Source organism: Vibrio sp. 2132-1, from assembly GCF_033344315.1.
This window is the reverse complement of the sequence record NZ_JAWPON010000003.1, coordinates 117,759-138,823: the sequence shown is the minus strand read 5'-3', so window position 1 is coordinate 138,823 and position 21,065 is coordinate 117,759. Positions and strand designations below refer to the sequence as shown.

Below are 21,065 nucleotides of genomic sequence, written 5' to 3'. Positions count from 1 at the left end.
ATTAAGTCAGAGCAATATCAATCTGTTAGCGCTTCTGTTATCTTTTCACTATTGAGAACATTATTAGCAAAAAGTATGGTTTGTTTTAGGACATCATCTAAACATGCCAACTTCTCTTCCGGCACTTTTTGCCCTTGTTTAATCAACAGTTCAATATCACCCGAAATACAGTGCAATGGCATTGCACCTAAACTCCCTGAGACCCCTTTAAGACTGTGTGCGGCTCTTTGCGCTTGCTCTTTATCCTCTTCTAACAGCTGATACATTTTAGTGCCATCGCCAGAGTGATCCTGAATAAAGACCTCCAGTAACATCCGCACAGCGCCCTCGTCACCAGACAGAGAATCTAACATTTTATTGATATCTATGTACGGCTCACGTTCCACTACTTCCACTTGTGATGAATTCACCTCATTACAACTTTCTTCGTTCATTTGGACGTTTTGAAAATTTTCTGACTGAGCTGAGGGAACAGCGTTAGCTCCATTTTCATCATCGCCAACTTGCTCTGACTTTTTATCATCGGTTCTGGGTAGTGGTATCGGTTGAATCGTTTTTGGGGAGAAGGCTCCCCATGAAATGAGGAAAAGGAGCAAACCACTGATTACAGACAACCAAACAATAAAAGTCATTAGCTTCTGTTCCAACTGATCATTTATCGAAGTTAACTGGTTCGGGAAATCTGGATTAAGCAGGTGATTGGATAAATAACTGCCCTGTGCCTGAGCAGATAGTGCGCTTGAGGTTTGAGCAAGCTGGCGCTGAAGAGCACTTCGCTCTTCGGGAGAGAGCGTCTCTGATTCAATAAAAAGTCGGTCTAAGTCACGGTAAGTATCGCTATTCGTTGCAGAGTCACTAAAGACAGACTCAAAAACAAGCGCACCTAAGCGATAGTACATTGCCTGAATTTGCTCAGAGTTTTCTGTTCGAGCACGGCTGCTTCGTAACTGTTCTGCTAACGAAACCAATTCACTGTCACTTCTTACAAAAGCTCGAGCACTTTCTAAAAATCGGTCGGTCGTATAAAGTAATTGAGTGATGTCTGGTGTGATTTTCCCTTCAGAAAACTCACTTTCAAGCTGTAAGCGAACTGCATAAGCCAACTGAAGTTTCAGTGAAATTTGGTCGACGTGTTTAACACGGTAAGGCAGATCGAAGTTAAAAAAGTGCCTGACTTCTTCAACTTTACTTCCTAACTCATTTACAGTCGAAATCGTTTGAATCGTTTGTTTGGCTTGCAGCCAAATGCCAAGTGCTAAAACACACCACAAAACGAACCAGAACCAAACAAACCGCCGTATTCCTTCTTTTAGCTTCAGCAACACTTGCCCCTCGCATATCTCCATTAATTACAAGCATATACTATGGATGTTTCTTATTCACATAAAAAAAGAGAGCCGTTTGCTCTCTTTATTTAACGATATGATTTTAATTGCGACTTAACTGATCTTTTAGATTTGGAGGCGTCCCTTTAATCGTTAAGGTATCCGTCTCTGGATCATAAAAAATACGCTCGCCAAGTAAGAGACTATCGAAGCTAATATTCAAACCACCACCAGCTCCAACAAATTTAGTCAGTTTGCGAACCGTCGCACGATCACCTGGGAAAGACTCTTCAAGTTCGTACCCTTGCTCTTTGGTGAAATCCATAAAGCTCGTGCCATCTTGACTTTGAGGAAGCTCTCCGGAAAGTTCTGAGATTTGAACTTCATCACCGGATTTAATTTGCTCATTGCAGTAGTCGTAAACTTGTTTCTTGTACTCGTTCACTTCTTGCTTTTCTAGCTTCGAGTCAGCACAAAAATCATCCACCGCCTGCATCAACACTAAGTTTTGTTGTTTAGTATCTAAGCCAATATCCGCTTGCAGAAAATCTAGAAAGAAGTCCGCCACTTTACGGCCAACGCGTCCTTTAATGTATTGCAGATAACGATTGGATTCCTTGTCGGTCTCGTAGCTCGACAGGTCGATGCGTGCGGCAATATCCATTTTGGTGATATCTAAGTAATCTGTCGCACTGATGTCCAAACCTTCGGTCACTTTTAAACTTTGATTCATTGGTAAGATACCGATGAACAAGTAGTCCGTTGCTAAACTCTGATACTCAGCGAAAACCAAGATACCTTCATCCGCAAATGGGTACTTAATCAACTCTTCTTTCAAGCGATTTGCACTAATTTGTGAGAAGTCGTAAAAATCTCGCTCTCCTTTGCGCATTTCTTGAAGCCAAAATTGAAATTCGCTGTCTGACTGGAAAGCGCCAAAACCTTTACCAGCTTTAGAATGGAATACTCGGTGAAGCTCAGCGACTAAGTTTTCTGTAGATGCATCGTTCTCTAATGATGCTGGACGAAAGTTTACAACCAGCTCGTCCTGATCGTTTTTGCACAGTTGATGCAGAATAACGTTTGAAAGATGAAGACTCATAGTGATTTTATCTTGCTACAAGGTTTTAGTTGATGGGCATTGTAGGTTATCATAAGCCGCTTTTACTATCATTATTAGAGTCTTTATGCCGATTACATCTAAATATACTGACGAGCAAGTAGAAAAAATTCTTGCTGAAGTAGCAACAGTTCTTGAAAAACACGCTGCTTCTCCTGAGTTGACGCTAATGATTGCCGGAAATATCGCAACCAATGTCTTAAATCAACGTGTTGCTGCTTCACAACGCAAAGCGATTGCTGAAAAATTTGCTCAGGCGCTGATGTCTTCTTTAGAAACACCAAAAACACACTAATCACGGACAATAGAACACATACATGGTAGACAGCGGAAACTCATACGGCGAACGTGTATCTCGACTAGTTGGTTGGGGTCACTGGTTTGCATTCTTCAATATCGTTGCATCGATGTTGATAGGCACACGCTACATTGTTCAGTCTCCTTGGCCCGAGACGTTACTTGGTCAGTTTTATCTGGCGGTTTCTTGGGTTGGTCACTTTGGCTTTCTAGTTTTCGCACTTTACTTGCTTGTTCTATTCCCGTTGACGTTTATCCTGCCATCGCGGAAGTTGTTCCGTTTGGTGGCAGTGATTTTCGCAACCGTTGGGCAAACCATATTATTAATTGATACCCAAGCGTATCAGTCGATCAATTTGCACTTAACTCCCGTTGTCTGGGAGTTACTATTCAGCGAAGACAAAAGTGCACTCAGCACTGACCTACAACATTTATTTGTTGTGATGCCGCTGCTCTTCCTTATTCAACTCGCACTATCCGAATGGGTATGGCGAAAACAGCGCAAACTATCTCATAAGCACGTAGGACGCCCTCTCGCGGCCGTCTTTTTCCTCAGCTTTATGACCAGCCATTTGGTTTACATTTGGGCAGATGCGTATTTTTACAACCCAATTACTAGCCAGCGTTCAAACTTCCCTTTGTCTTACCCGATGACGGCGAAGAGTTTTATGGAAAAACATGGTCTACTTGACCGTGAGGAATACCTAAAACGTTTGGCAGAAAACGAAGGCAACGTAGAGTTAGTCAACTACCCTCTTGAAAAGCTTGAGTTTAACCGCCGAGTTAATAAGCTCAATGTGTTGATGATCAGCATAAACAATTTACGAGCGGATGCGCTGAACCAAGAAGAGATGCCTAACCTCTATGAGTTTGCTGAAAACAATCAGAACTTCCGTAATCATTACAGCTCAAGTAATGATACATACGGGGCCTTTGGTTTGTTCTATGGCTTACCGACCAGTTATGCATCAAGCATCAAGGCGCAAGGTGCTTCCCCAGTATTGCTCGATGTACTGAAAGATCAGGGCTACAACTTTGGTTTATTCAGTGGCAGTGGGTTTGAAGATGATCTCTACTCAGAAATTATTTTCCGCGACTTGAACTTAGCGGAAGACCTAGATGGCACGCAAGCTCATACCGATAAACAATCTATCGCAAACTGGAATACATGGTTAGCAGAGAAAGCAAGTCAGCCATGGTTTAGTTACATCGAAGTCACCACCGTTGATAATTTTGAATCGATTCCTTCAAATAATGACGAAGAAATGCCCGCAAGTGAGCGATTCAAAAAAGCTTATGAATATGCAGTGAAGTCGGCGGATAGAACTATCGCCGGTATTATTGATGAACTAGAAACGACGGGACAACTGACAAACACCATCGTAATCATCACTTCTAATCACGGTAGTGAATTTAACGAAACCAATACGAACAGCTGGGGAGCAAACAGCAACTACAGCCGTTATCAATTACAAGTTCCGATGGTGATCCATTGGCCTGGAATGCTGGCTGGCGAATTTAATCACAGCACAAGTCACTTGGACCTCTCAGTTACACTGTTGCAAGATATGCTCGGCGTATCTTCCAACCCATATGATTACAGTAGTGGTCGCAACCTATTCGATGAAAGTCGTCGTCGCTGGATCTTGGCGGGCGATACTCGCGAGCTTGCCTTAATTACTAGCTCACAAACCACAGTGATCGATAAGTTTGGCAACTACAAGCTGTATGACAAAAACTACAAACGACTTCGAGATGATGCACCGAAGTTGCCAGTTTTGATGCAAGGTTTAACTGAGTTACAGCGTTTTTATTCTAAAAACGATTAATACTTAGCAATCCATATACTATTCAAACTCCCCCTTTTTGGGGAGTTTTTTGTTTATTTAAACAACACAAACCACAAATTTGCGCAGTAAACATCCAATCAGTTCAACTAGGGGTTTACAACATTTTCAAAGCCTTATATTATGCGCCTCAACAACGGAGAGATGGCTGAGTGGTTGAAAGCACCGGTCTTGAAAACCGGCATACGTTAATAGCGTATCTAGGGTTCAAATCCCTATCTCTCCGCCACTTTTAGAAAAAGCCCGCTAAGAAATTAGCGGGCTTTTTCGCATCTCCAGACTTAAAAAGATTTGTACAAATCGCTTATCACTTCTTGAACGCAACTAAGCACTCCGCCACACTCAGAAAGAACCCACAAAAAATTAATGCCCTTTTCGTTCGTTCCAGTGTTGAATCAATTTGATATTTACGTCTAGTTGTATCTACTCATCAACAAAGACTTCTTTAGCGGCATTGATAAGCTGCAAATGGATTGGGACGAGGTCAGCATGATTCGTTCGATATCCACCTCCAACGACAGCTGCGACAGGAATACCTCGAGATTTCATTGTTTGCATTAAAAATCTATCACGTTCTAAAATCCCTTGCGTCGAAACATCAAAATATCCCAACTCATCGTCTTGATGTATATCGACACCAGCATCGTAGATAACTAAATCAGGGCGATGAAGATTAAGTGCCATATCGACCACTTCTTTAAACGCCATTAAAAAGTCCTCATCACCTGTTCCTCGCACCAAAGGCACATCGAGATCAGACTGAGGCTTCCTCGCTGGGAAGTTTTTATCACAGTGGAAAGAAAGCGTGATGATATCTGGCTCATCGTCACATAAAGTTGCTGTTCCATCCCCATGGTGAACATCACTATCAATGATCAATACTTTATCGACATGCTCGACTTCGAGCGCTTGCCTGGCCGCGATCACTAAGTCATTAAATAAACAAAAACCACTGCCAAACTCTTTGTGTGCGTGGTGATACCCACCACTCAAATGAATGGCCACACCGTACTCAAGTGCCTTTTTTGCGGTCAGAGCCGTGCCCGCTGCTGACGTTAGCGTTCTGGTAATGAGAGACTCACTCCAAGGAAAACCTATTCGGCGCATCTTCGCAGCTGGCATGTTTCCACTAACAAGTAACTCGACGTATTCCTCGTCATGAACACGTTTTACTTCCCCAACAGTTAATGCTTCGGGCTGGAAAAACTGCGTGTGCTCTTTCCAGTTATCTTTCTCTATATGCACCAATACCGATTCATAGAGGTACTGGTATTTCATAATTGGGTAACGATGCCCCTCTGGCAACTCAAGTTGAGAATAAATCGGGTGGTAGATAAATGGCAGCATGAGAAATTCTTAATAACAATGGTAACGAAATAGTATCAACTTAAAGGGTTGAATAAAACGCAATTTAATTGATAATGATTTTCAATATCAATTAAATTTAATATACATATGAATTCTACTTTCTTTGCTATTCTCGGCGCACTGTTTGGCTCTCTTTGTGCTCTGTCCCTATTTTCATCTCTCGTTGTTGGTGCGTGGTGGTTGGTTGATTTTATTGTGCTTAGCTAACACAATGACTTTCAACTGAAATCAAAAAAACATAGGTGTTTGTATGAGTCAAACCGTCTTTATTACCGGAGCAAATCGCGGCATTGGCCTTAGCTTAACTGAGCTGTACCTGAAGCAAGGCCACCAAGTACATGCTACTAGCCGTTCCTTAGAGAACAGTTCAGAACTACAAACTCTAGCCTCACAATTCAGCAATCTAGTTTTGCACGAACTGGATGTCACGCACTACGAACAAGTCGCTAAGCTTGCCGATAAACTCCCTGCCATCGACTTACTCATCAATAATGCAGGATATTACGGCCCCAAGGGATATGGCTTTGGAAATACTGACGTAGAAGTATGGCGTAAAGTCTTCGAAGTAAACACCATTGCTCCGTTAAAACTGGTTGAGTACTGTTACCCTCGCTTACAACAAGGCAAGATGAAAAAGATTGCTTGTATCTCATCAAAAGTCGGCAGTATGACCGAAAATACGTCCGGTGGCGGCTATATTTATCGCTCATCGAAAGCGGCGCTTAACTCGGTTGTTAAAAGCTTAAGTAATGATTTAACACCTGAAGGGTTTACTGTTTTGGCGCTTCACCCTGGTTGGGTAAAAACGGCGATGGGCGGGCCAAATGCTTTGATAGATACGCAAACCTCCGCACAGGGCCTCGCGAACGTGATAGAACTGAGCACACCGCAGCTTTCAGGTCGATTTATTAACTACGATGGTACTGAGTTACCTTGGTAGCAGCATTAAGACACAACCATCACTAAACCAAATATCATCAAAGCCAGGCTTCATAATCGTGACTTGGTTGGCAAACATAATGTTCATCAGTGATCCACCAGCATAATTCGCGCAATCTAACTTGAATTTATCTACATCCAATCCAGACTTAGGAAAAAGTAGAACAAATAAGGAGAAAGCTCGATGGCAGCAGATAGGGATTTGGTTAATTTTAGCGAAGAGCACGAACTAAATTACTGCTTGAGAAGTGCTGGTAAACGCCAAACTCAAGCGAATCGAGATACATTAGTTGACTTGGGCAACCAGGTGAAAGAGGTACTGGACAAACGCGTGTTAACTCAAGGTGAAGTAAGAGGCGCGATCCAAAACCACGGTGATCTGTTCGAGTAATCTATTTTCAAGCATGCGCGGAGTTTAATTACGCCGCGCTTGTCCTATGCCTGCTTACCTTTGGTTGCACGAGATTTAGTCGCGCCACCATTCTTTGAATAACTGCGCTTTTTACGTTTAAACGCAGGACGTTCCACCTTGGGTAGATGACGTAATGAATCAGGGATAGGGCCTGCTTTTACTTGTGCCATCAAGCTATCAATGCGTTGTTCCAGTGCTTGCATGAACGGCTGATATGCTTGATTTCTCTCTGCCATACCTTGTAACTGGTGCTCCCAATGAGCCGTCATATCAGGGTATGTTGAATCTTCTGGCAAGGCATGAATGAGACCTCTTCCCGCAGGAGAACTGAGAATTGACTTACCTTGACGCGTAAGCAGTTGGCGTTTGAACAGCGTGTCCAAAATACCAGCGCGAGTCGCTTCCGTGCCTAGCCCATCAGTGTCACGAAGGATTTTTTTCAGTTCTTTATCCGCAACATAACGGGCGATCCCGGTCATCGCTTGCAACAGCGATGCCTCGGTAAAATGCTTTGGTGGCTCGGTTTTTCGGTCTTTTATTTCCCCTTCACGACAAGTTAACACGGTGCCTTCGGGTAGCGGTGGCACGGCATCAATACCTTCATCTTCCTTGTCAGTTTTGCCCATTAGCGCTTTCCAACCCGGCGAAACTAACTGACGACCTTTCGCGACAAACGTACCACCAGCGATATCGAAAACCAATTTCGCTTCTGCGTAAACCGCCGCCGGATAGAACTGCATGAGGTACTGGCGCGCAATCAATTGATACACTTTCATCTCATTGCCGGAAAGCGCATTCACATTAGCTTGCTTCGGTGTAGGGATAATCGCATGGTGCGCATCCACTTTTTTATCGTTCCAGGCTTTGGACTTTAATGTTAAGTCTGCTCCCTGAACGGCAACTTGCAACTCTTTTGCGTTATTCGCAATAGCAGTTGTCACCGTCCCTGCTTGTGAGTAGTGTTCCATTGGTAAATAGCGACAATCTGAACGCGGGTAAGTGATCAGCTTGTGCTTTTCATACAATGCCTGACAAGTATCTAGTACTTGTTGCGCACTCATACCATAGCGCTTCGCGGCATCGATCTGTAAAGCAGATAACGAATAGGGTAATGGTGCTGATTGCTTGGTTTGCTTTTGTTCCGACTCTGTCACTTTTGCGGGTTGATTTGCAATACGGTTTGCAACATTTTCCACCAACTTACGGTTTAATACTCGACCTTCTTCGTCCTGCCAAGGCTTGCATGCCTCACTTGGCTTCCAACGAGCACGAATATCAAAAGTACCATTGGCATCTTGATATGGGATCAGAGCATGTAGGGTAAAATAGTCCTTCGGGACAAAGTTTTCGATTTCTTCATCACGACGCACCACTAAGCCAAGAACTGGCGTTTGCACTCGTCCTACCGAGAGAACACCTTGATACCCTGCTTTTTGACCAAGCAAGGTATAAGCACGAGACATGTTCATACCATACAGCCAATCAGCCCGAGAGCGGGCCAATGCAGAAACTGAAAGTGGGATAAACTCTCGATTACTGCGCATAGAACTGAGTGCACGTTTAACCGCAGGTAAGTTCAAGTCGGAAATCAGCAAACGCTGTGTGGATTCCTTCTTGGTTTTAGATAACTTGCAATAGTCGAGGACTTCATCAACTAACAGCTGCCCCTCGCGGTCAGGGTCTCCTGCATGAATGACTTCGTTAGCTTCTTTGAGCAATTTGCGAATCACTGTTAATTGCTTACTTGCACTTTTCCTCGGTCTGAGCTGCCATTGCTGCGGAACAATTGGTAAATCTGCCATATTCCACTTTTTATAACGCTCATCGTAAGCGTCGGGTTCGACTTGTTCGAGTAAGTGGCCGATACACCAAGTAACGATATCCCCGTTCCCACAGCGGATGAATCCTTGATCTTTCTTTTGAGGGTTTGGCAGTGCAGCGGCAATCGCACGGCCTAAACTTGGTTTTTCAGCAATAAACAGACGAGACATAACGTTTTGGAAATAAATATAATTAGGGCCACATTATCGAATGTAGCCCTAATAAATCAAGAAAAACTGTATAAATAAACAGTCAATTTATTTAAGTTTTCAGTTATAGAAATTCAACAAACTGAGAAAGGTCACGCTCAGGAACTTTCATCGGTGTACAACCAGGCGTGCCTAAGTACAAGAAACCAACAATCTCATCGTCACCTTCTAAACCAAATGCTTGATGAACTTCTGGATGGAACATCCACTTACCTGAGCGCCAAAATCCTTGAAAGCCTTGTGCTACGGCTGCCATTTGCATCGCTTGTACAGCGCATCCCGCAGATAAGTGTTGCTCTAGTGCTGGTACTTTCTCATGTTCTGTTACTTTAGCAATCACCGTGATCACCATTGGTGCGCGAAATGGGGCATTCTTTACCTTTTCGACCACCGCTTCATCACTATTTTCAGCTTCTGCCGCTTTTACCAAGATATCTGACAGTTTTTTCAAACCATCGCCCTGTGCGATAACGAAACGCCAAGGGGTTAATCCCGCATGGTCAGGCGCACGAAGGCCAGCACGAATGATGTTCTCAAGAGCTTTACCTTCTGGTGCAGGCGCGGATAACTTCGCGATAGATCGGCGATTGAGCAAAAGATCGAGAGCGTCCATGAAAGAATCCTTATTGAATATCGTTGTTATTTTGTTTACGCCACTTTAGCACAATCTGCTCCTGCGAATAACAACCGGTTTTCTGTGGGCTTGATAACGTGCTTCACTTAACATCAATCTGGGTTTAATGTTAATTTATTCGCGAAATGAATAAGTTGAACATAGGCAGGTTGATGAACAAGGACAAACAAAACAGCATTTACGAAAAGATCGTTAATGACGAAGATGCCCGTGCCTGTAAGGCGATTCCTGAATCAGCTTGTCATCAAGTTCCCGGCAACTTTCTTAAAATCATTCTCGCTCAATTTTTAACGAAAGTCGGCGATGCGTTAATCAATCCTAAAGTCACGTTGCCGTGGATACTACAAAGTCTCGGGGCTCCGGTTTACTTAATTGGTTGGCTGGTTCCTATTCGTGAGTCAGGATCCCTTATCCCACAACTTAGCATCGCGCACTACATCCGACGCATTCCAGTAAGAAAATGGGTCTGGGTAATTGGCAGTATCTTGCAGGCTCTTTCCATATTTGCAATCGGATTGGTCGCATTAACTCTAACAGGAGCAGCTGCGGGTTATGGTGTGATTGCATGCCTTGTGATCTTCAGCCTCTCACGCGGTTTAAATTCCGTCGCATCAAAAGATGTATTGGGCAAAACCATCCCTAAAAACCAACGAGGTCAAGTCAACGGCTGGTCTTCAAGCGCTGCTGGCCTGGTTACGCTGCTTTTCGCGAGCCTTCTGGCACTAGCCTGGTTATGGGACGTAGAGCCGACAGAGCGCTTTTACGGTCTGAGTTTAGGCTTAGCGGGCGTCATATGGCTCATCGCGGCATTCGTCTATGCGCGAATTAATGAGTATGCCGGTGAGGTAGACGGTGGTCGAAATGGCGTCCTCGAAGCATTTAAACAACTCGCGTTACTTAAGACCGACGTGACCTTTCGTCGATTCGTTATCACGCGGACACTATTTTTATGTTCTGCGCTGAGTGCACCGTACTACGTTGTGCTGGCACAGCAATCTCTGGGTGGACAGCTCTGGGTGCTAGCTCTCTTTATGTTTGCGAGTGGCTTAGCCTCCTTTGTGTCAGGTCCTTTCTGGGGAAGAATGTCCGATCGCTCTAGCCGCAGTGTGATGGTCATAGGCGCAATGATGAGCGCGCTACTTGGTGTTGTGTTATTTGTTTACGATACATGGGTCACCGCTAGCCAAAGCTTCCTATTCGTGATTCCTCTGCTTTACTTTTGTGTTTGTATTGCCCACGACGGAATACGAGTCGGACGAAAAACCTATTTAGTTGATATCGCAGAAGGTGACAAACGGACGAGCTATGTAGCCGTGAGTAACACAGTGGTTGGGATAATGCTACTTCTAATGAGCTCTCTTGGTGTTATGTCGAACTTCTTGAGCCTTTCAGCTGTGGTGTTAGTGTTCTCTTTTATTACTTTTGTTGGCGTAGTAATGGCCAAACAACTGCCAGATATCAGTGACTAGTTCTATACAAAAAAAGCTGCGCTCAAAGCGCAGCTTTCATGGTAAACACACATTAAAAAGCTAGAGTTTTACCGCCAATTTAACACCTTGACGAATCGCACGCACAGCATCAAGTTCACCCGCATGGTCAGCTCCGCCAATGATATGAATCTTCTCTTCAAGTTCAGACCATTTATCTTCAAACGGACGTACAGACTCTTGCCCAGCACAAATGACGACTTTGTCCGCGTTCAATAATTGTTCTTTTCCATCTACATGAATGTGCAAACCTTGATCATCAATTTTATCGTAAGACACGCCACCGACTAAATGTACGCCCCGTTTTTCAAGGGTACGTTTATGGATCCAACCTGTCGTTTTACCCGGACCTTTACCTACACGACCTTTACGACGCTGAAGTACCCAGACTTCTTTATCGCTGACCGCATCAGGGTAAGGATATAAACCACCCGGCTGAGACATCTCCTTGTCGATTCCCCATTCATGCAACCAGTCATCCAACGTTTGTCCAACTGGCTCTGTGAGCATGGTCGCGACATCTACGCCAATGCCACCAGCACCAACGATAGCCACTTTCTCACCGACTGGCGTTTTGTCTCGAATGAGAGTTTGATAGTCGACGACTTTCTCTGGGTTTTCAATTCCATCAATATTGACTTTACGTGGCTCAACACCCGATGCCATCACTATCTCATCGTATTCTGTGAGTAAGTCATAGTTCGCTTCCGTCGATAAGTGCAGATTCACGCCTGTTTCATCAATACGGTTAGCGAAATATCGTATCGTCTCTCGAAACTCTTCCTTACCAGGGATCTGCATCGCAAGACGGAACTGACCACCGATGCGGTCGTTCTTTTCGAACAGATCAACCTTATGGCCACGTTCAGCCAGTGTGGTCGCACAAGCCAAGCCCGCAGGTCCAGCACCAACAACTGCAATGTTTTTCTTTTTAAAGGCTGGTTCAACAACAATTTCGGTTTCATAGCACGCTAGAGGGTTCACTAAGCAACTGGCGCGCTTACCTTTAAACACGTTATCTAGACACGCCTGATTACAACCAATACACGTATTAATAAACTGCGCTTTTTCCTGTTCGGCTTTAGCAACAAAGTAAGGATCGGCCAAGAATGGGCGCGCCATCGAAACCATGTCGGCATGACCTGAAGATAAAATACGTTCTGCTTCATCTGGCGTATTTATACGGTTGCAAGTGATAATAGGAACCGAAACGTGAGGTTTAACTTTTTCCGTAACCCATGTAAACGCACCGCGTGGTACTTGAGTCGCAATTGTCGGAATTCGAGCCTCATGCCAACCGATACCCGTATTAATAATCGTGACGCCAGCCTCTTCAAGTGCTTTCGCCAATTCGATAACGTCTTCAAAAGTGCTGCCCTGCTCGACAAGATCCAGCATAGAAAGACGGAAGATGATGATGAACTTGTCACCTACCGCCTTGCGTACCGCTTTAACAATTTCTAGCGGAAAACGCATACGTTTTTTATAGCTGCCACCCCATTCGTCGTAACGCATATTTGTACGTTTACATAAGAATTGGTTTATCAAGTAACCTTCCGAGCCCATTAACTCGACGCCATCATAACCAGCAAGCTGTGCTAACTCCGCACTATTAGCAAACGCGTCGATGGTTTTCTTTATCTGGCGGTCGCTCATTTCACTCGGAGCAAACTTTGCAATTGGCGCTTTAATGCCAGATGCACTTTGCGAGAATGGATGCATTGCATAACGCCCAGCATGGAGAATTTGCAACGCAATTTTACCACCGTGCTTGTGCACCGCTTCTGTCACAACTTTATGGGCTTTAGCATGTTTTGGCTTGCTGAATTCAGCACTCAACGGGTGTAAACGACCGCGTAAGTTAGGAGAAAAACCTCCGGTTACAATCAGTCCGACACCGCCTTTCGCGCGTTCTTCATAAAAAGCAGCGAGCTTCTGTAATCCTTCTTTGTGCTCTTCTAAGCCCGTGTGCATTGATCCCATCAGAACTCGGTTTCGTAATTGTGTGAAACCGAGATCCAGTGGCTTTAATAGGTTTGGGTACATGGCAGACATCACTTAACATCCATTGTTATTATCATGGTCTGACCAGATTAAGCCTGCTCAACCAAAAAATCAAACAAGCGTTTACATTTTTGTAACACCGATCAATCTCGTGTGAAAATATGCCAATTGTTGAGTGGTCGTGATAAGCTAAAAAAATGTTATCTTTTGAGATCTTAGAGATAAGAACCCATACTTTGTTAGACTCGGCGTAACTATCTCGTTATGGAGACAAGATGAAAAAACTCTTCAAATTTATTGGTTTGATATTTAAAGGGATATGGAAAAGTATCACTTTCATCAGACTCGCACTGGCAAACCTAATTTTCTTGCTGATGATTGCCGTTTTCTACTTTGCCTTTACTTATACCGGAGACGGTCAACCTGTCGTCGAAAAAGAATCGGCATTGGTGATGAACCTTTCAGGCCCAATTGTCGAACAAAGACGTTATGTAAACCCAATGGACTCTTTTGCTGGTTCCCTTTTGGGTAATGAGTTACCGAAAGAAAACGTCCTTTTCGATATCGTTGATACTATTCGCTACGCGAAAGACGATCCTAAAGTGTCTGGATTAGTGCTAGCACTGCGAGACATGCCAGAAACAAATCTCACGAAACTACGTTACATCGCGAAAGCGTTGAACGAATTTAAAGCATCAGGCAAACCCGTTTACGCCGTAGGTGATTTCTACAACCAAAGCCAATATTACTTGGCAAGTTACGCCGATAAAGTTTATCTGGCACCTGATGGTGGTGTATTGATTAAAGGTTACAGCGCTTACTCAATGTACTACAAAACGTTACTTGAAAAGCTTGACGTTTCTACTCATGTTTTTCGCGTAGGTACTTATAAATCCGCTATCGAACCTTTTATTCGTGATGACATGTCCGATGCGGCGAAAGAGTCAGCAACACGTTGGGTTACTCAATTATGGAGTGCTTTTGTTGATGACGTAACAACAAACCGAAACATTGATGCGAAAGTGCTTAATCCAACCATGGATGAGCTGATTAACGAGATGAAGTCTGTAAATGGCGATATTGCTCAGCTCGCAGTCAAATTGGGGCTAGTGGATGAACTCGCGACACGCCAAGACATTCGCACTCTATTTGCAAAACAGTTTGGTAGCGACGGCAAAGACAGCTACAACGCGATTGGTTACTACGACTACCTTGCAACGATTCGTCCTGATTACACACTACCTCAACACGACATCGCCGTTGTTCTAGCCAGTGGCGCGATTATGGACGGTCAACAACCTCGCGGAACTGTTGGTGGTGACACGGTCGCAAGCTTGCTGCGTCAAGCACGCAATGATGAAAAAGTGAAAGCGGTCGTGTTACGAGTAGATAGTCCAGGAGGCAGTGCCTTTGCTTCTGAAGTGATTCGTAACGAAGTAGAAGCTCTGAAGCAAGCAGGTAAGCCGGTTGTTGTATCCATGTCGAGTTTGGCCGCTTCTGGTGGTTATTGGATTTCAATGAGCGCAGACAAAATCGTTGCTCAGCCAACAACCCTGACGGGCTCCATTGGTATATTTAGTGTCATCACCACGTTTGAAAAAGGCTTTAGCAAGTTAGGTATTAATACTGATGGCGTTGGCACATCGCCGTTCTCAGGTGACGGTATTACCACTGGCCTTTCTGAGGGCGCGTCTCAAGTGTTCCAGTTAGGTATCGAGCACGGTTACAAGCGCTTTATTTCTCTAGTTGGCGAGAATCGCGATATGTCTCTAGAGGAAGTTGACAAAGTTGCTCAAGGTCGAGTTTGGACTGGCCAAGATGCACTATCCTTTGGTCTTGTCGATCAAATGGGTGACTTTGATGATGCTGTAGAGCTAGCGGCGAAACTAGCGAACGTGACCGATTATGGCATTTACTGGGTAGAAGAGCCTCTTTCACCTACTGAACTATTTCTACAAGAGTTTATGAAACAGGTGAAAGTCTCTCTAGGTATTGATGCAACAAGCTTGCTACCAAAAAGTCTTCAACCCGTAGCTCAACAATTCGAACAAGACGCAAGCTTGCTCCAAAGCTTCAACGATCCTAAAGGTCAATACGCATTTTGTTTGAACTGCCAAGTGCAGTAGTTTTTCCATCAATATTACAAAGGGCACTTCTACTTGAAGTGCCCTTTTTATTAGGCTTTGCATCTCCTCAGATGACTTTCTGATGCTGTGCGTATAGCCTCGCATCTCAAGGTTATTTAGGTATATAATCCCCGCCTCTGTTCCCCTACACGAAAGAAAAAACGATGACTAGAAAACACATCTACATCGCTTACACCGGTGGTACCATCGGAATGCAAAAATCCGACCACGGCTATGTGCCTGTTGCTGGCTTTATGGAAAAGCAATTAGCAAGCATGCCCGAATTCCATCGTCCTGAAATGCCGGATTACACCATCCACGAATACGACCCTCTGATTGACTCATCAGATATGACACCTGCTGACTGGCAGCAGATTGCGAATGATATTCGTGACAACTATGACAAATACGATGGTTTCGTTATCCTACATGGTACTGACACCATGGCGTACACAGCGTCCGCATTGTCTTTCATGCTTGAAAACCTTGGTAAGCCAGTGATTGTAACGGGTTCACAAATCCCTCTCGCAGAGCTGCGTTCTGACGGCCAAGCAAACCTATTAAACGCGCTACATATTGCGGCAAACTACCCGATCAACGAAGTAACTTTGTTCTTCAATAATCAATTGATGCGTGGTAACCGCAGTACAAAATCTCATGCAGACGGTTTTAATGCCTTTACTTCACCAAACCTTCCTCCACTATTGGAAGCTGGGATCAATATTCAAGTTAGCAACAGCGTAACCGTTGGTGCACAACCAGAAGGTGAGTTTAAGGTTCACAACATCACGCCACAACCAATCGGTGTGATCACCATGTACCCTGGTATTTCACACGAAGTTATCCGCAACACGCTTCGTCAGCCCGTGAATGCGATGATTCTTCTGACTTTTGGTGTCGGTAATGCTCCTCAGAACCCTGAGCTGCTTGGTCACCTGAAAGAAGCCTCTGAGCGCGGCGTTATTGTCGTAAACCTAACTCAGTGTTTGGCAGGTAAAGTGAATATGGGCGGATATGCCACAGGTTGTGCTCTCGCAGACTCTGGTGTTATCAGTGGCTTTGACATGACGCCCGAAGCGGCGCTGGCAAAACTACACTACCTTCTAAGCCAAAACCTTTCTTACGAAGAAGTAAAAGAGAGAATGCAACAAGTACTGCGTGGTGAAATGAGCCTGTAAGTTCAAGCTTTCTACGATCTAAAAAGCCCAATACAATTTGGGCTTTTTTCTTTCAAAATCAAAATAATAAAATTTTGAGAAATAAGGCGTAAGGATTAATCAATGTTCGGATTGACACGAACAATATCGCTCTCTTCTCCGCTGAATTGTTTTTTAAGCTCTTGTTTTGATTTAAAACTGATTTCACCACCGGCTGCAACCGTCATATGCTGCGCATCAGTATTATGTTTTGATTGATACAACATCACAGCTTGCATACACGAATCTCGCTGCTCTTTAGAAAGTGTTGTACCCTCAGGCCATCTTCCCGTTTCTACTGCATAGACTAAGCGATCATAAACTTCTGGAGTCATCGCTTGTAATAGTTGTTCTGCGTCCATAGTGTACCTTCTTATTACATTCTATTTACAGAACATAACGGGTTAAGAAACTGAGTCAAGAATACGAAAATGAATTGGTGTAACGGATCACAAGCAAAGCCATGAAAAGAACAAACTGGTTACTTCTCAGCCTCGCATGTTTTGCGCTATCGGGCTGTTTTGAAGGTAACGTGACAACCGAAGAGTTGTGCCAAAAAACACCAGAGCTGCGTTGCGAGCAGCTCAATATGGATGACGGCCAATGTCGAATTCCAAGAACAAATTTGGTTTGGCATCGGTTTGAGCAATTGAAAAACCCATCAGAGGCCAACCAAATCATCGAATACGGTCTGGTCGCTGAATATAGGAAATGCTTAGAACTCGCCTCCCAGATCACCCCTATTGATCAAAGTGCTCTCAAAAGACAACGCTTTAATGCATTGGTACACAGTATTGATGAGCTAGAGCGCATCGTAAACGAGTTAAAAGGCTCAGAAGACCCGGCTACTTTGTATTTCTTATGGTCTCAAACGGGAGATACTCAAGCTCGGCGCGCATTTTTACAAATGGAAGGGTCTCCCCAATTAAATAATGCTGAGATGCAATATGCATTAGCCACTTTTTATACCAACCGAGATACCAAGAAAACCCTGGAGCTTCTTAATAACGCGTTGTCTTTATCTGATGAAGACAACATCAATCCGGTCATTCTCAAGTCAATGGCAAGTATTCATCAGGGGCTTGGAGACAAAGAGCAAGCGTATCTATGGGCAATGGTCGCGAAGAGATTCGACGTACCGCTTGCTGATGAAAAGCAGCTCCAACGTATGTTCAATTTCAGTCATCCAGAGCGATATAAGCAGTTGGATGAATTAGCCGAATCGGTGGCGAAAGCCATAGAGAAAGGTATCTATTCCCCAGCAATGATACCCAGTGAGATATAAACGAAAAACTCCCGCAATGAGCGGGAGTTTTTATTTAAGTCGAGCGACACTCAGATCACTGTTGAGCATGAATCATCCTGAAAGGATAAAACAATCTCGAGCACAATTTTGTCGTTATTATTCTGATTTGTTGAAAATTAACGACACAGAATTAACACAAAAACGCTCTCCTGTGGTCTGTGGGCCATCTTCAAAAACGTGCCCTAGATGGCTATCACACGTTGCACAACGAATCTCTGTACGTACCATTCCGTGACTTAGATCTTCTAAATAACGCACCGCTTGATCGTTGATAGGCGCATCAAAACTTGGCCATCCGCAGCCAGAGTCATACTTGTTATCAGAGACAAAGAGAGAGGCATTACAACAAGTACAAGCATAAACACCAGTTTCCTTATTATGCAGTAGCTTACCGCTGAAAGGAGGCTCTGTACCTTGCTCTCGGCAAACACGGAACTCTTCATCAGACAGTTGCTCACGCCACTGTTCATCTGACTTCGTCACTTTTTTCCCGCTTTGTTCCACGACTTTCGGCTCCTTATTTACTGTTCTTGGTATTGACTTTTTTAGCAAAAAACTTGCTTCTCTTAACAGTTGTAGCACATACTTTCTCACCAGGACACCATGCGTAATTAATTTGATAAGAGCACTTATCTCACCAGTTATATTACGCCAACTGGGCTACAGAAGAATCAGTTAAAAGTTTAAAAAACGTACATTTGCAAAGAATTGTTAAAAAAAGCGTCGCTTTTTTTTGACTTTAAACAAGTTAAGTCCGATTATCACTTGCAGATGTTTACTGGATTCTGTAATTTTACTACCAGTTATCTTTAATCAGAAATTAAGTTGTGGAGCAACTATAATGACTATCAAAGTAGGTATTAACGGTTTTGGCCGTATCGGTCGTTTCGTATTCCGTGCAGCGCAAGAGCGCAACGACATCGAAGTAGTAGGTATTAACGACCTTATCGATGTAGATTACATGGCATACATGCTTAAGTATGACTCAACTCACGGCCGTTTCAACGGTACTGTTGAAGTTGAAGGCGGTAACCTAATCGTTAACGGTAAAACTGTACGTGTTACTGCAGAGCGCAACCCTGAAGACCTAAAATGGGACGAAATCGGTGTTGACGTTGTAGCTGAAGCAACTGGTCTTTTCCTAACTGACGAGACTGCACGTAAGCACATCACTGCTGGCGCGAAAAAAGTTGTACTAACTGGTCCTTCTAAAGACGCTACTCCAATGTTCGTTAACGGCGTAAACTTCGACACTTACGCTGGTCAAGACATCGTTTCTAACGCTTCTTGTACTACTAACTGTCTAGCGCCTATCGCTAAAGTTCTTAACGACAAGTTCGGTATCGAATCTGGTCTTATGACTACAGTTCACGCAACTACAGCAACTCAAAAAACTGTAGATGGTCCTTCTGCTAAAGACTGGCGCGGTGGTCGTGGTGCTTCTCAAAACATCATCCCATCTTCAACTGGTGCTGCTAAAGCTGTAGGCGTTGTACTTCCAGAAGTAAACGGCAAACTAACTGGTATGGCTTTCCGCGTACCAACTGCTAACGTTTCTGTAGTTGACCTAACTGTTAACCTAGTTAACGGTGCTTCTTACGAAGACATCTGTAAAGCGATGAAAGAAGCTTCTGAAGGCGAACTAAAAGGCGTTCTAGGCTACACTGAAGATGCAGTTGTATCTCAAGACTTCATCGGCGAAGTTTGCACTTCAGTATTCGATGCTAAAGCTGGTATCGCGCTAACTGACAAATTCGTTAAGGTTGTATCTTGGTACGACAACGAAATCGGTTACTCAAACAAAGTTCTAGACCTAATCGCTCACATCTCTAAGTAATTAGAAAGTTAGCAATTAGCGAATAACTTCGTTAAAGAAAAGGCGGCTCTAGGGTCGCCTTTTTTGTATCTGGAATTTGAGAGAATGCAGGCTCGATGTTGCATTTAATGTGAGAAGCGCGTCTAAAAGCTCTCCCCAGCGATAGGAAACTATACATGGATTTAAAAACTCTCCCAGCCCTAACGGTGCTATCTGATAACGTCACTATCGTTGAAGTTGATCAGATAAAAATCATCCGAGTGATTCATGACAAAGCAACGGCAGGCATCTCGCTACACGGTGGTCATGTCGTGTCGTTCACGCCTGAAGGTCAAGAAGATCTGATCTGGATGAGCGAAAAAGCTGTCTTCGATGGTAAAGCTGCTCTTCGCGGTGGTATTCCGATTTGTTGGCCTTGGTTTGGGCGTATTGCTGCTCCAGCTCACGGCTTTGCCCGCACCGCAGAATGGGAGTTGGTTGAACATCGTGAGAACCATAACGGTGTGATTGTTGAACTTGCTCTGTTCCCGACAGAAGAAATCCACGATATTTGGCCCCATATGTTTGACGCTCGTTTGGTGATTGAAGTGGGCGATGAGCTAAAAGTGACGCTCAAAGTCATGAACATCGATGACGAGGCTTGGACCTTCTCTGGCGCATTACATACTTACCTAAACGTTGGAGACATTAAGCAAGCACAAACGACAGGCATGGGTGCCGAGTACATTGATAGCTTGAAAGCTGATGCGGTATGCCAAGGTGGTAATGTTCTACAACTAACTGACACCATTGATCGCGTTTACACGCAACCAGAAGCGAAAATTTTGGTAAAAGACCCGGTATTGGATCGTACGCTAAGCGTACACAACCAAGGCCACAACTCAGCAGTATTATGGAACCCTTGGGCAGAAGGTGCGCAAAGCATGGGTGACATGGCTGACGATGGTTATCAAACCATGTTGTGTGTGGAGTCTGCTGTTCATGCACCAAGTATTGAGCAAGGTCAAACGCTCCAACCAGGTGAGACACATGAACTTGTCACTGTCATTTCAGCGCAGTAAGAATCACCATATAAAGGCCGGGATACCCGGCTTTTTTTTGTAATAAAAGCTCTGCTTAGATGGTCCTATCTTTACTAACTTATTGGTTACTGGTCAC

General features: G+C 44.0%; 18 protein-coding genes and 1 tRNA gene. 11 read left to right on the top strand and 8 right to left on the bottom strand.

Annotation, left to right across the window (positions count from 1 at the left end; all coding sequences use genetic code 11):
* Window positions 1–17 precede the first annotated feature (17 nt).
* Both R8N47_RS04105 and yejK read right to left on the bottom strand, forming a co-directional pair.
* Window positions 18–1,346: an Hpt domain-containing protein gene (locus tag R8N47_RS04105; protein WP_080996147.1), complete on the bottom strand. Its 1,329-nt coding sequence runs from the start codon at window positions 1,344–1,346 to the stop codon at window positions 18–20.
* 82 nt (window positions 1,347–1,428) lie between these two features.
* A complete protein-coding gene (gene yejK, locus R8N47_RS04100) occupies window positions 1,429–2,427 on the bottom strand; it encodes a nucleoid-associated protein YejK (RefSeq protein WP_005380723.1) in 999 nt (332 codons plus the stop codon).
* Window positions 2,428–2,512: 85 nt separating this feature from the next.
* On the opposite strand from yejK, the gene R8N47_RS04095 reads away from it, so the two are divergent.
* The 3 genes from R8N47_RS04095 (at window position 2,513) to R8N47_RS04085 (ending at window position 4,818) form a co-directional block, all read left to right on the top strand.
* Window positions 2,513–2,740 (top strand): YejL family protein, encoded by a 228-nt coding sequence (locus R8N47_RS04095; RefSeq protein WP_005380722.1) that lies wholly within the window; start codon window positions 2,513–2,515, stop codon window positions 2,738–2,740.
* Window positions 2,741–2,762: 22 nt separating this feature from the next.
* Window positions 2,763–4,571, top strand: coding sequence for a DUF3413 domain-containing protein (locus R8N47_RS04090; RefSeq protein WP_064354207.1), 1,809 nt, complete (start codon window positions 2,763–2,765; stop codon window positions 4,569–4,571).
* Window positions 4,572–4,727: 156 nt separating this feature from the next.
* A tRNA-Ser gene (locus R8N47_RS04085) sits at window positions 4,728–4,818 on the top strand.
* 194 nt (window positions 4,819–5,012) lie between these two features.
* Here the strand turns inward: R8N47_RS04085 and R8N47_RS04080 are convergent.
* The gene (locus R8N47_RS04080; RefSeq protein ID WP_064354208.1) at window positions 5,013–5,936 is read right to left on the bottom strand and encodes a histone deacetylase; all 924 of its coding nucleotides are present in this window, start codon (window positions 5,934–5,936) and stop codon (window positions 5,013–5,015) included.
* 271 nt (window positions 5,937–6,207) lie between these two features.
* Here R8N47_RS04080 and R8N47_RS04075 point away from each other — a divergent pair, with 271 nt between their 5' ends.
* Both R8N47_RS04075 and R8N47_RS04070 read left to right on the top strand, forming a co-directional pair.
* On the top strand, window positions 6,208–6,897 hold the full coding sequence (locus tag R8N47_RS04075; RefSeq protein ID WP_064354209.1) for an SDR family oxidoreductase: 690 nt from the start codon (window positions 6,208–6,210) through the stop codon (window positions 6,895–6,897).
* A gap of 183 nt (window positions 6,898–7,080) precedes the next feature.
* Window positions 7,081–7,287: a hypothetical protein gene (locus R8N47_RS04070; RefSeq protein ID WP_005380717.1), complete on the top strand. Its 207-nt coding sequence runs from the start codon at window positions 7,081–7,083 to the stop codon at window positions 7,285–7,287.
* A gap of 44 nt (window positions 7,288–7,331) precedes the next feature.
* On the opposite strand, the gene R8N47_RS04065 is transcribed toward R8N47_RS04070, so the two are convergent.
* Both R8N47_RS04065 and R8N47_RS04060 read right to left on the bottom strand, forming a co-directional pair.
* Entirely contained in the window at window positions 7,332–9,299 is a 1,968-nt protein-coding gene (locus R8N47_RS04065; RefSeq protein ID WP_017821143.1) for a DNA topoisomerase III, read from the bottom strand.
* A 103-nt stretch (window positions 9,300–9,402) separates the two neighbouring features.
* Window positions 9,403–9,951 (bottom strand): NAD(P)H nitroreductase, encoded by a 549-nt coding sequence (locus R8N47_RS04060; RefSeq protein WP_005380711.1) that lies wholly within the window; start codon window positions 9,949–9,951, stop codon window positions 9,403–9,405.
* A 173-nt stretch (window positions 9,952–10,124) separates the two neighbouring features.
* Between R8N47_RS04060 and R8N47_RS04055 the strand changes: the two genes are divergently transcribed.
* Complete coding sequence (locus R8N47_RS04055) at window positions 10,125–11,441, top strand: MFS transporter (RefSeq protein ID WP_064354210.1); 1,317 nt, start codon at window positions 10,125–10,127, stop codon at window positions 11,439–11,441.
* Window positions 11,442–11,501: 60 nt separating this feature from the next.
* On the opposite strand, the gene R8N47_RS04050 is transcribed toward R8N47_RS04055, so the two are convergent.
* Window positions 11,502–13,514 (bottom strand): NADPH-dependent 2,4-dienoyl-CoA reductase, encoded by a 2,013-nt coding sequence (locus R8N47_RS04050; RefSeq protein ID WP_064354211.1) that lies wholly within the window; start codon window positions 13,512–13,514, stop codon window positions 11,502–11,504.
* Between the two features lie 224 nt (window positions 13,515–13,738).
* On the opposite strand from R8N47_RS04050, the gene sppA reads away from it, so the two are divergent.
* Together sppA and ansA are read left to right on the top strand one after the other, a co-directional pair.
* Window positions 13,739–15,589: a signal peptide peptidase SppA gene (gene sppA, locus R8N47_RS04045; protein WP_005380705.1), complete on the top strand. Its 1,851-nt coding sequence runs from the start codon at window positions 13,739–13,741 to the stop codon at window positions 15,587–15,589.
* Between the two features lie 164 nt (window positions 15,590–15,753).
* Window positions 15,754–16,767, top strand: coding sequence for an asparaginase (gene ansA, locus R8N47_RS04040; protein ID WP_017635822.1), 1,014 nt, complete (start codon window positions 15,754–15,756; stop codon window positions 16,765–16,767).
* A gap of 95 nt (window positions 16,768–16,862) precedes the next feature.
* Here ansA and R8N47_RS04035 read toward each other — a convergent pair whose 3' ends face one another.
* Window positions 16,863–17,147, bottom strand: coding sequence for a YeaC family protein (locus R8N47_RS04035; protein ID WP_005380700.1), 285 nt, complete (start codon window positions 17,145–17,147; stop codon window positions 16,863–16,865).
* Between the two features lie 101 nt (window positions 17,148–17,248).
* On the opposite strand from R8N47_RS04035, the gene R8N47_RS04030 reads away from it, so the two are divergent.
* Window positions 17,249–18,070 carry a DUF2989 domain-containing protein gene (locus R8N47_RS04030; RefSeq protein ID WP_017821139.1) on the top strand — a complete coding sequence of 274 codons (822 nt, stop codon included), beginning with the start codon at window positions 17,249–17,251 and terminating at the stop codon, window positions 18,068–18,070.
* Window positions 18,071–18,187: 117 nt separating this feature from the next.
* Here R8N47_RS04030 and msrB read toward each other — a convergent pair whose 3' ends face one another.
* The gene (gene msrB, locus R8N47_RS04025) at window positions 18,188–18,595 is read right to left on the bottom strand and encodes a peptide-methionine (R)-S-oxide reductase MsrB (RefSeq protein WP_064354212.1); all 408 of its coding nucleotides are present in this window, start codon (window positions 18,593–18,595) and stop codon (window positions 18,188–18,190) included.
* 337 nt (window positions 18,596–18,932) lie between these two features.
* Between msrB and gap the strand changes: the two genes are divergently transcribed.
* Window positions 18,933–19,928 carry a type I glyceraldehyde-3-phosphate dehydrogenase gene (gap, locus tag R8N47_RS04020; RefSeq protein WP_005380697.1) on the top strand — a complete coding sequence of 332 codons (996 nt, stop codon included), beginning with the start codon at window positions 18,933–18,935 and terminating at the stop codon, window positions 19,926–19,928.
* A gap of 155 nt (window positions 19,929–20,083) precedes the next feature.
* Window positions 20,084–20,968, top strand: a complete 885-nt coding sequence (locus R8N47_RS04015; protein ID WP_005384929.1) for a D-hexose-6-phosphate mutarotase — start codon at window positions 20,084–20,086, stop codon at window positions 20,966–20,968.
* The last annotated feature ends 97 nt before the right edge of the window (window positions 20,969–21,065 follow it).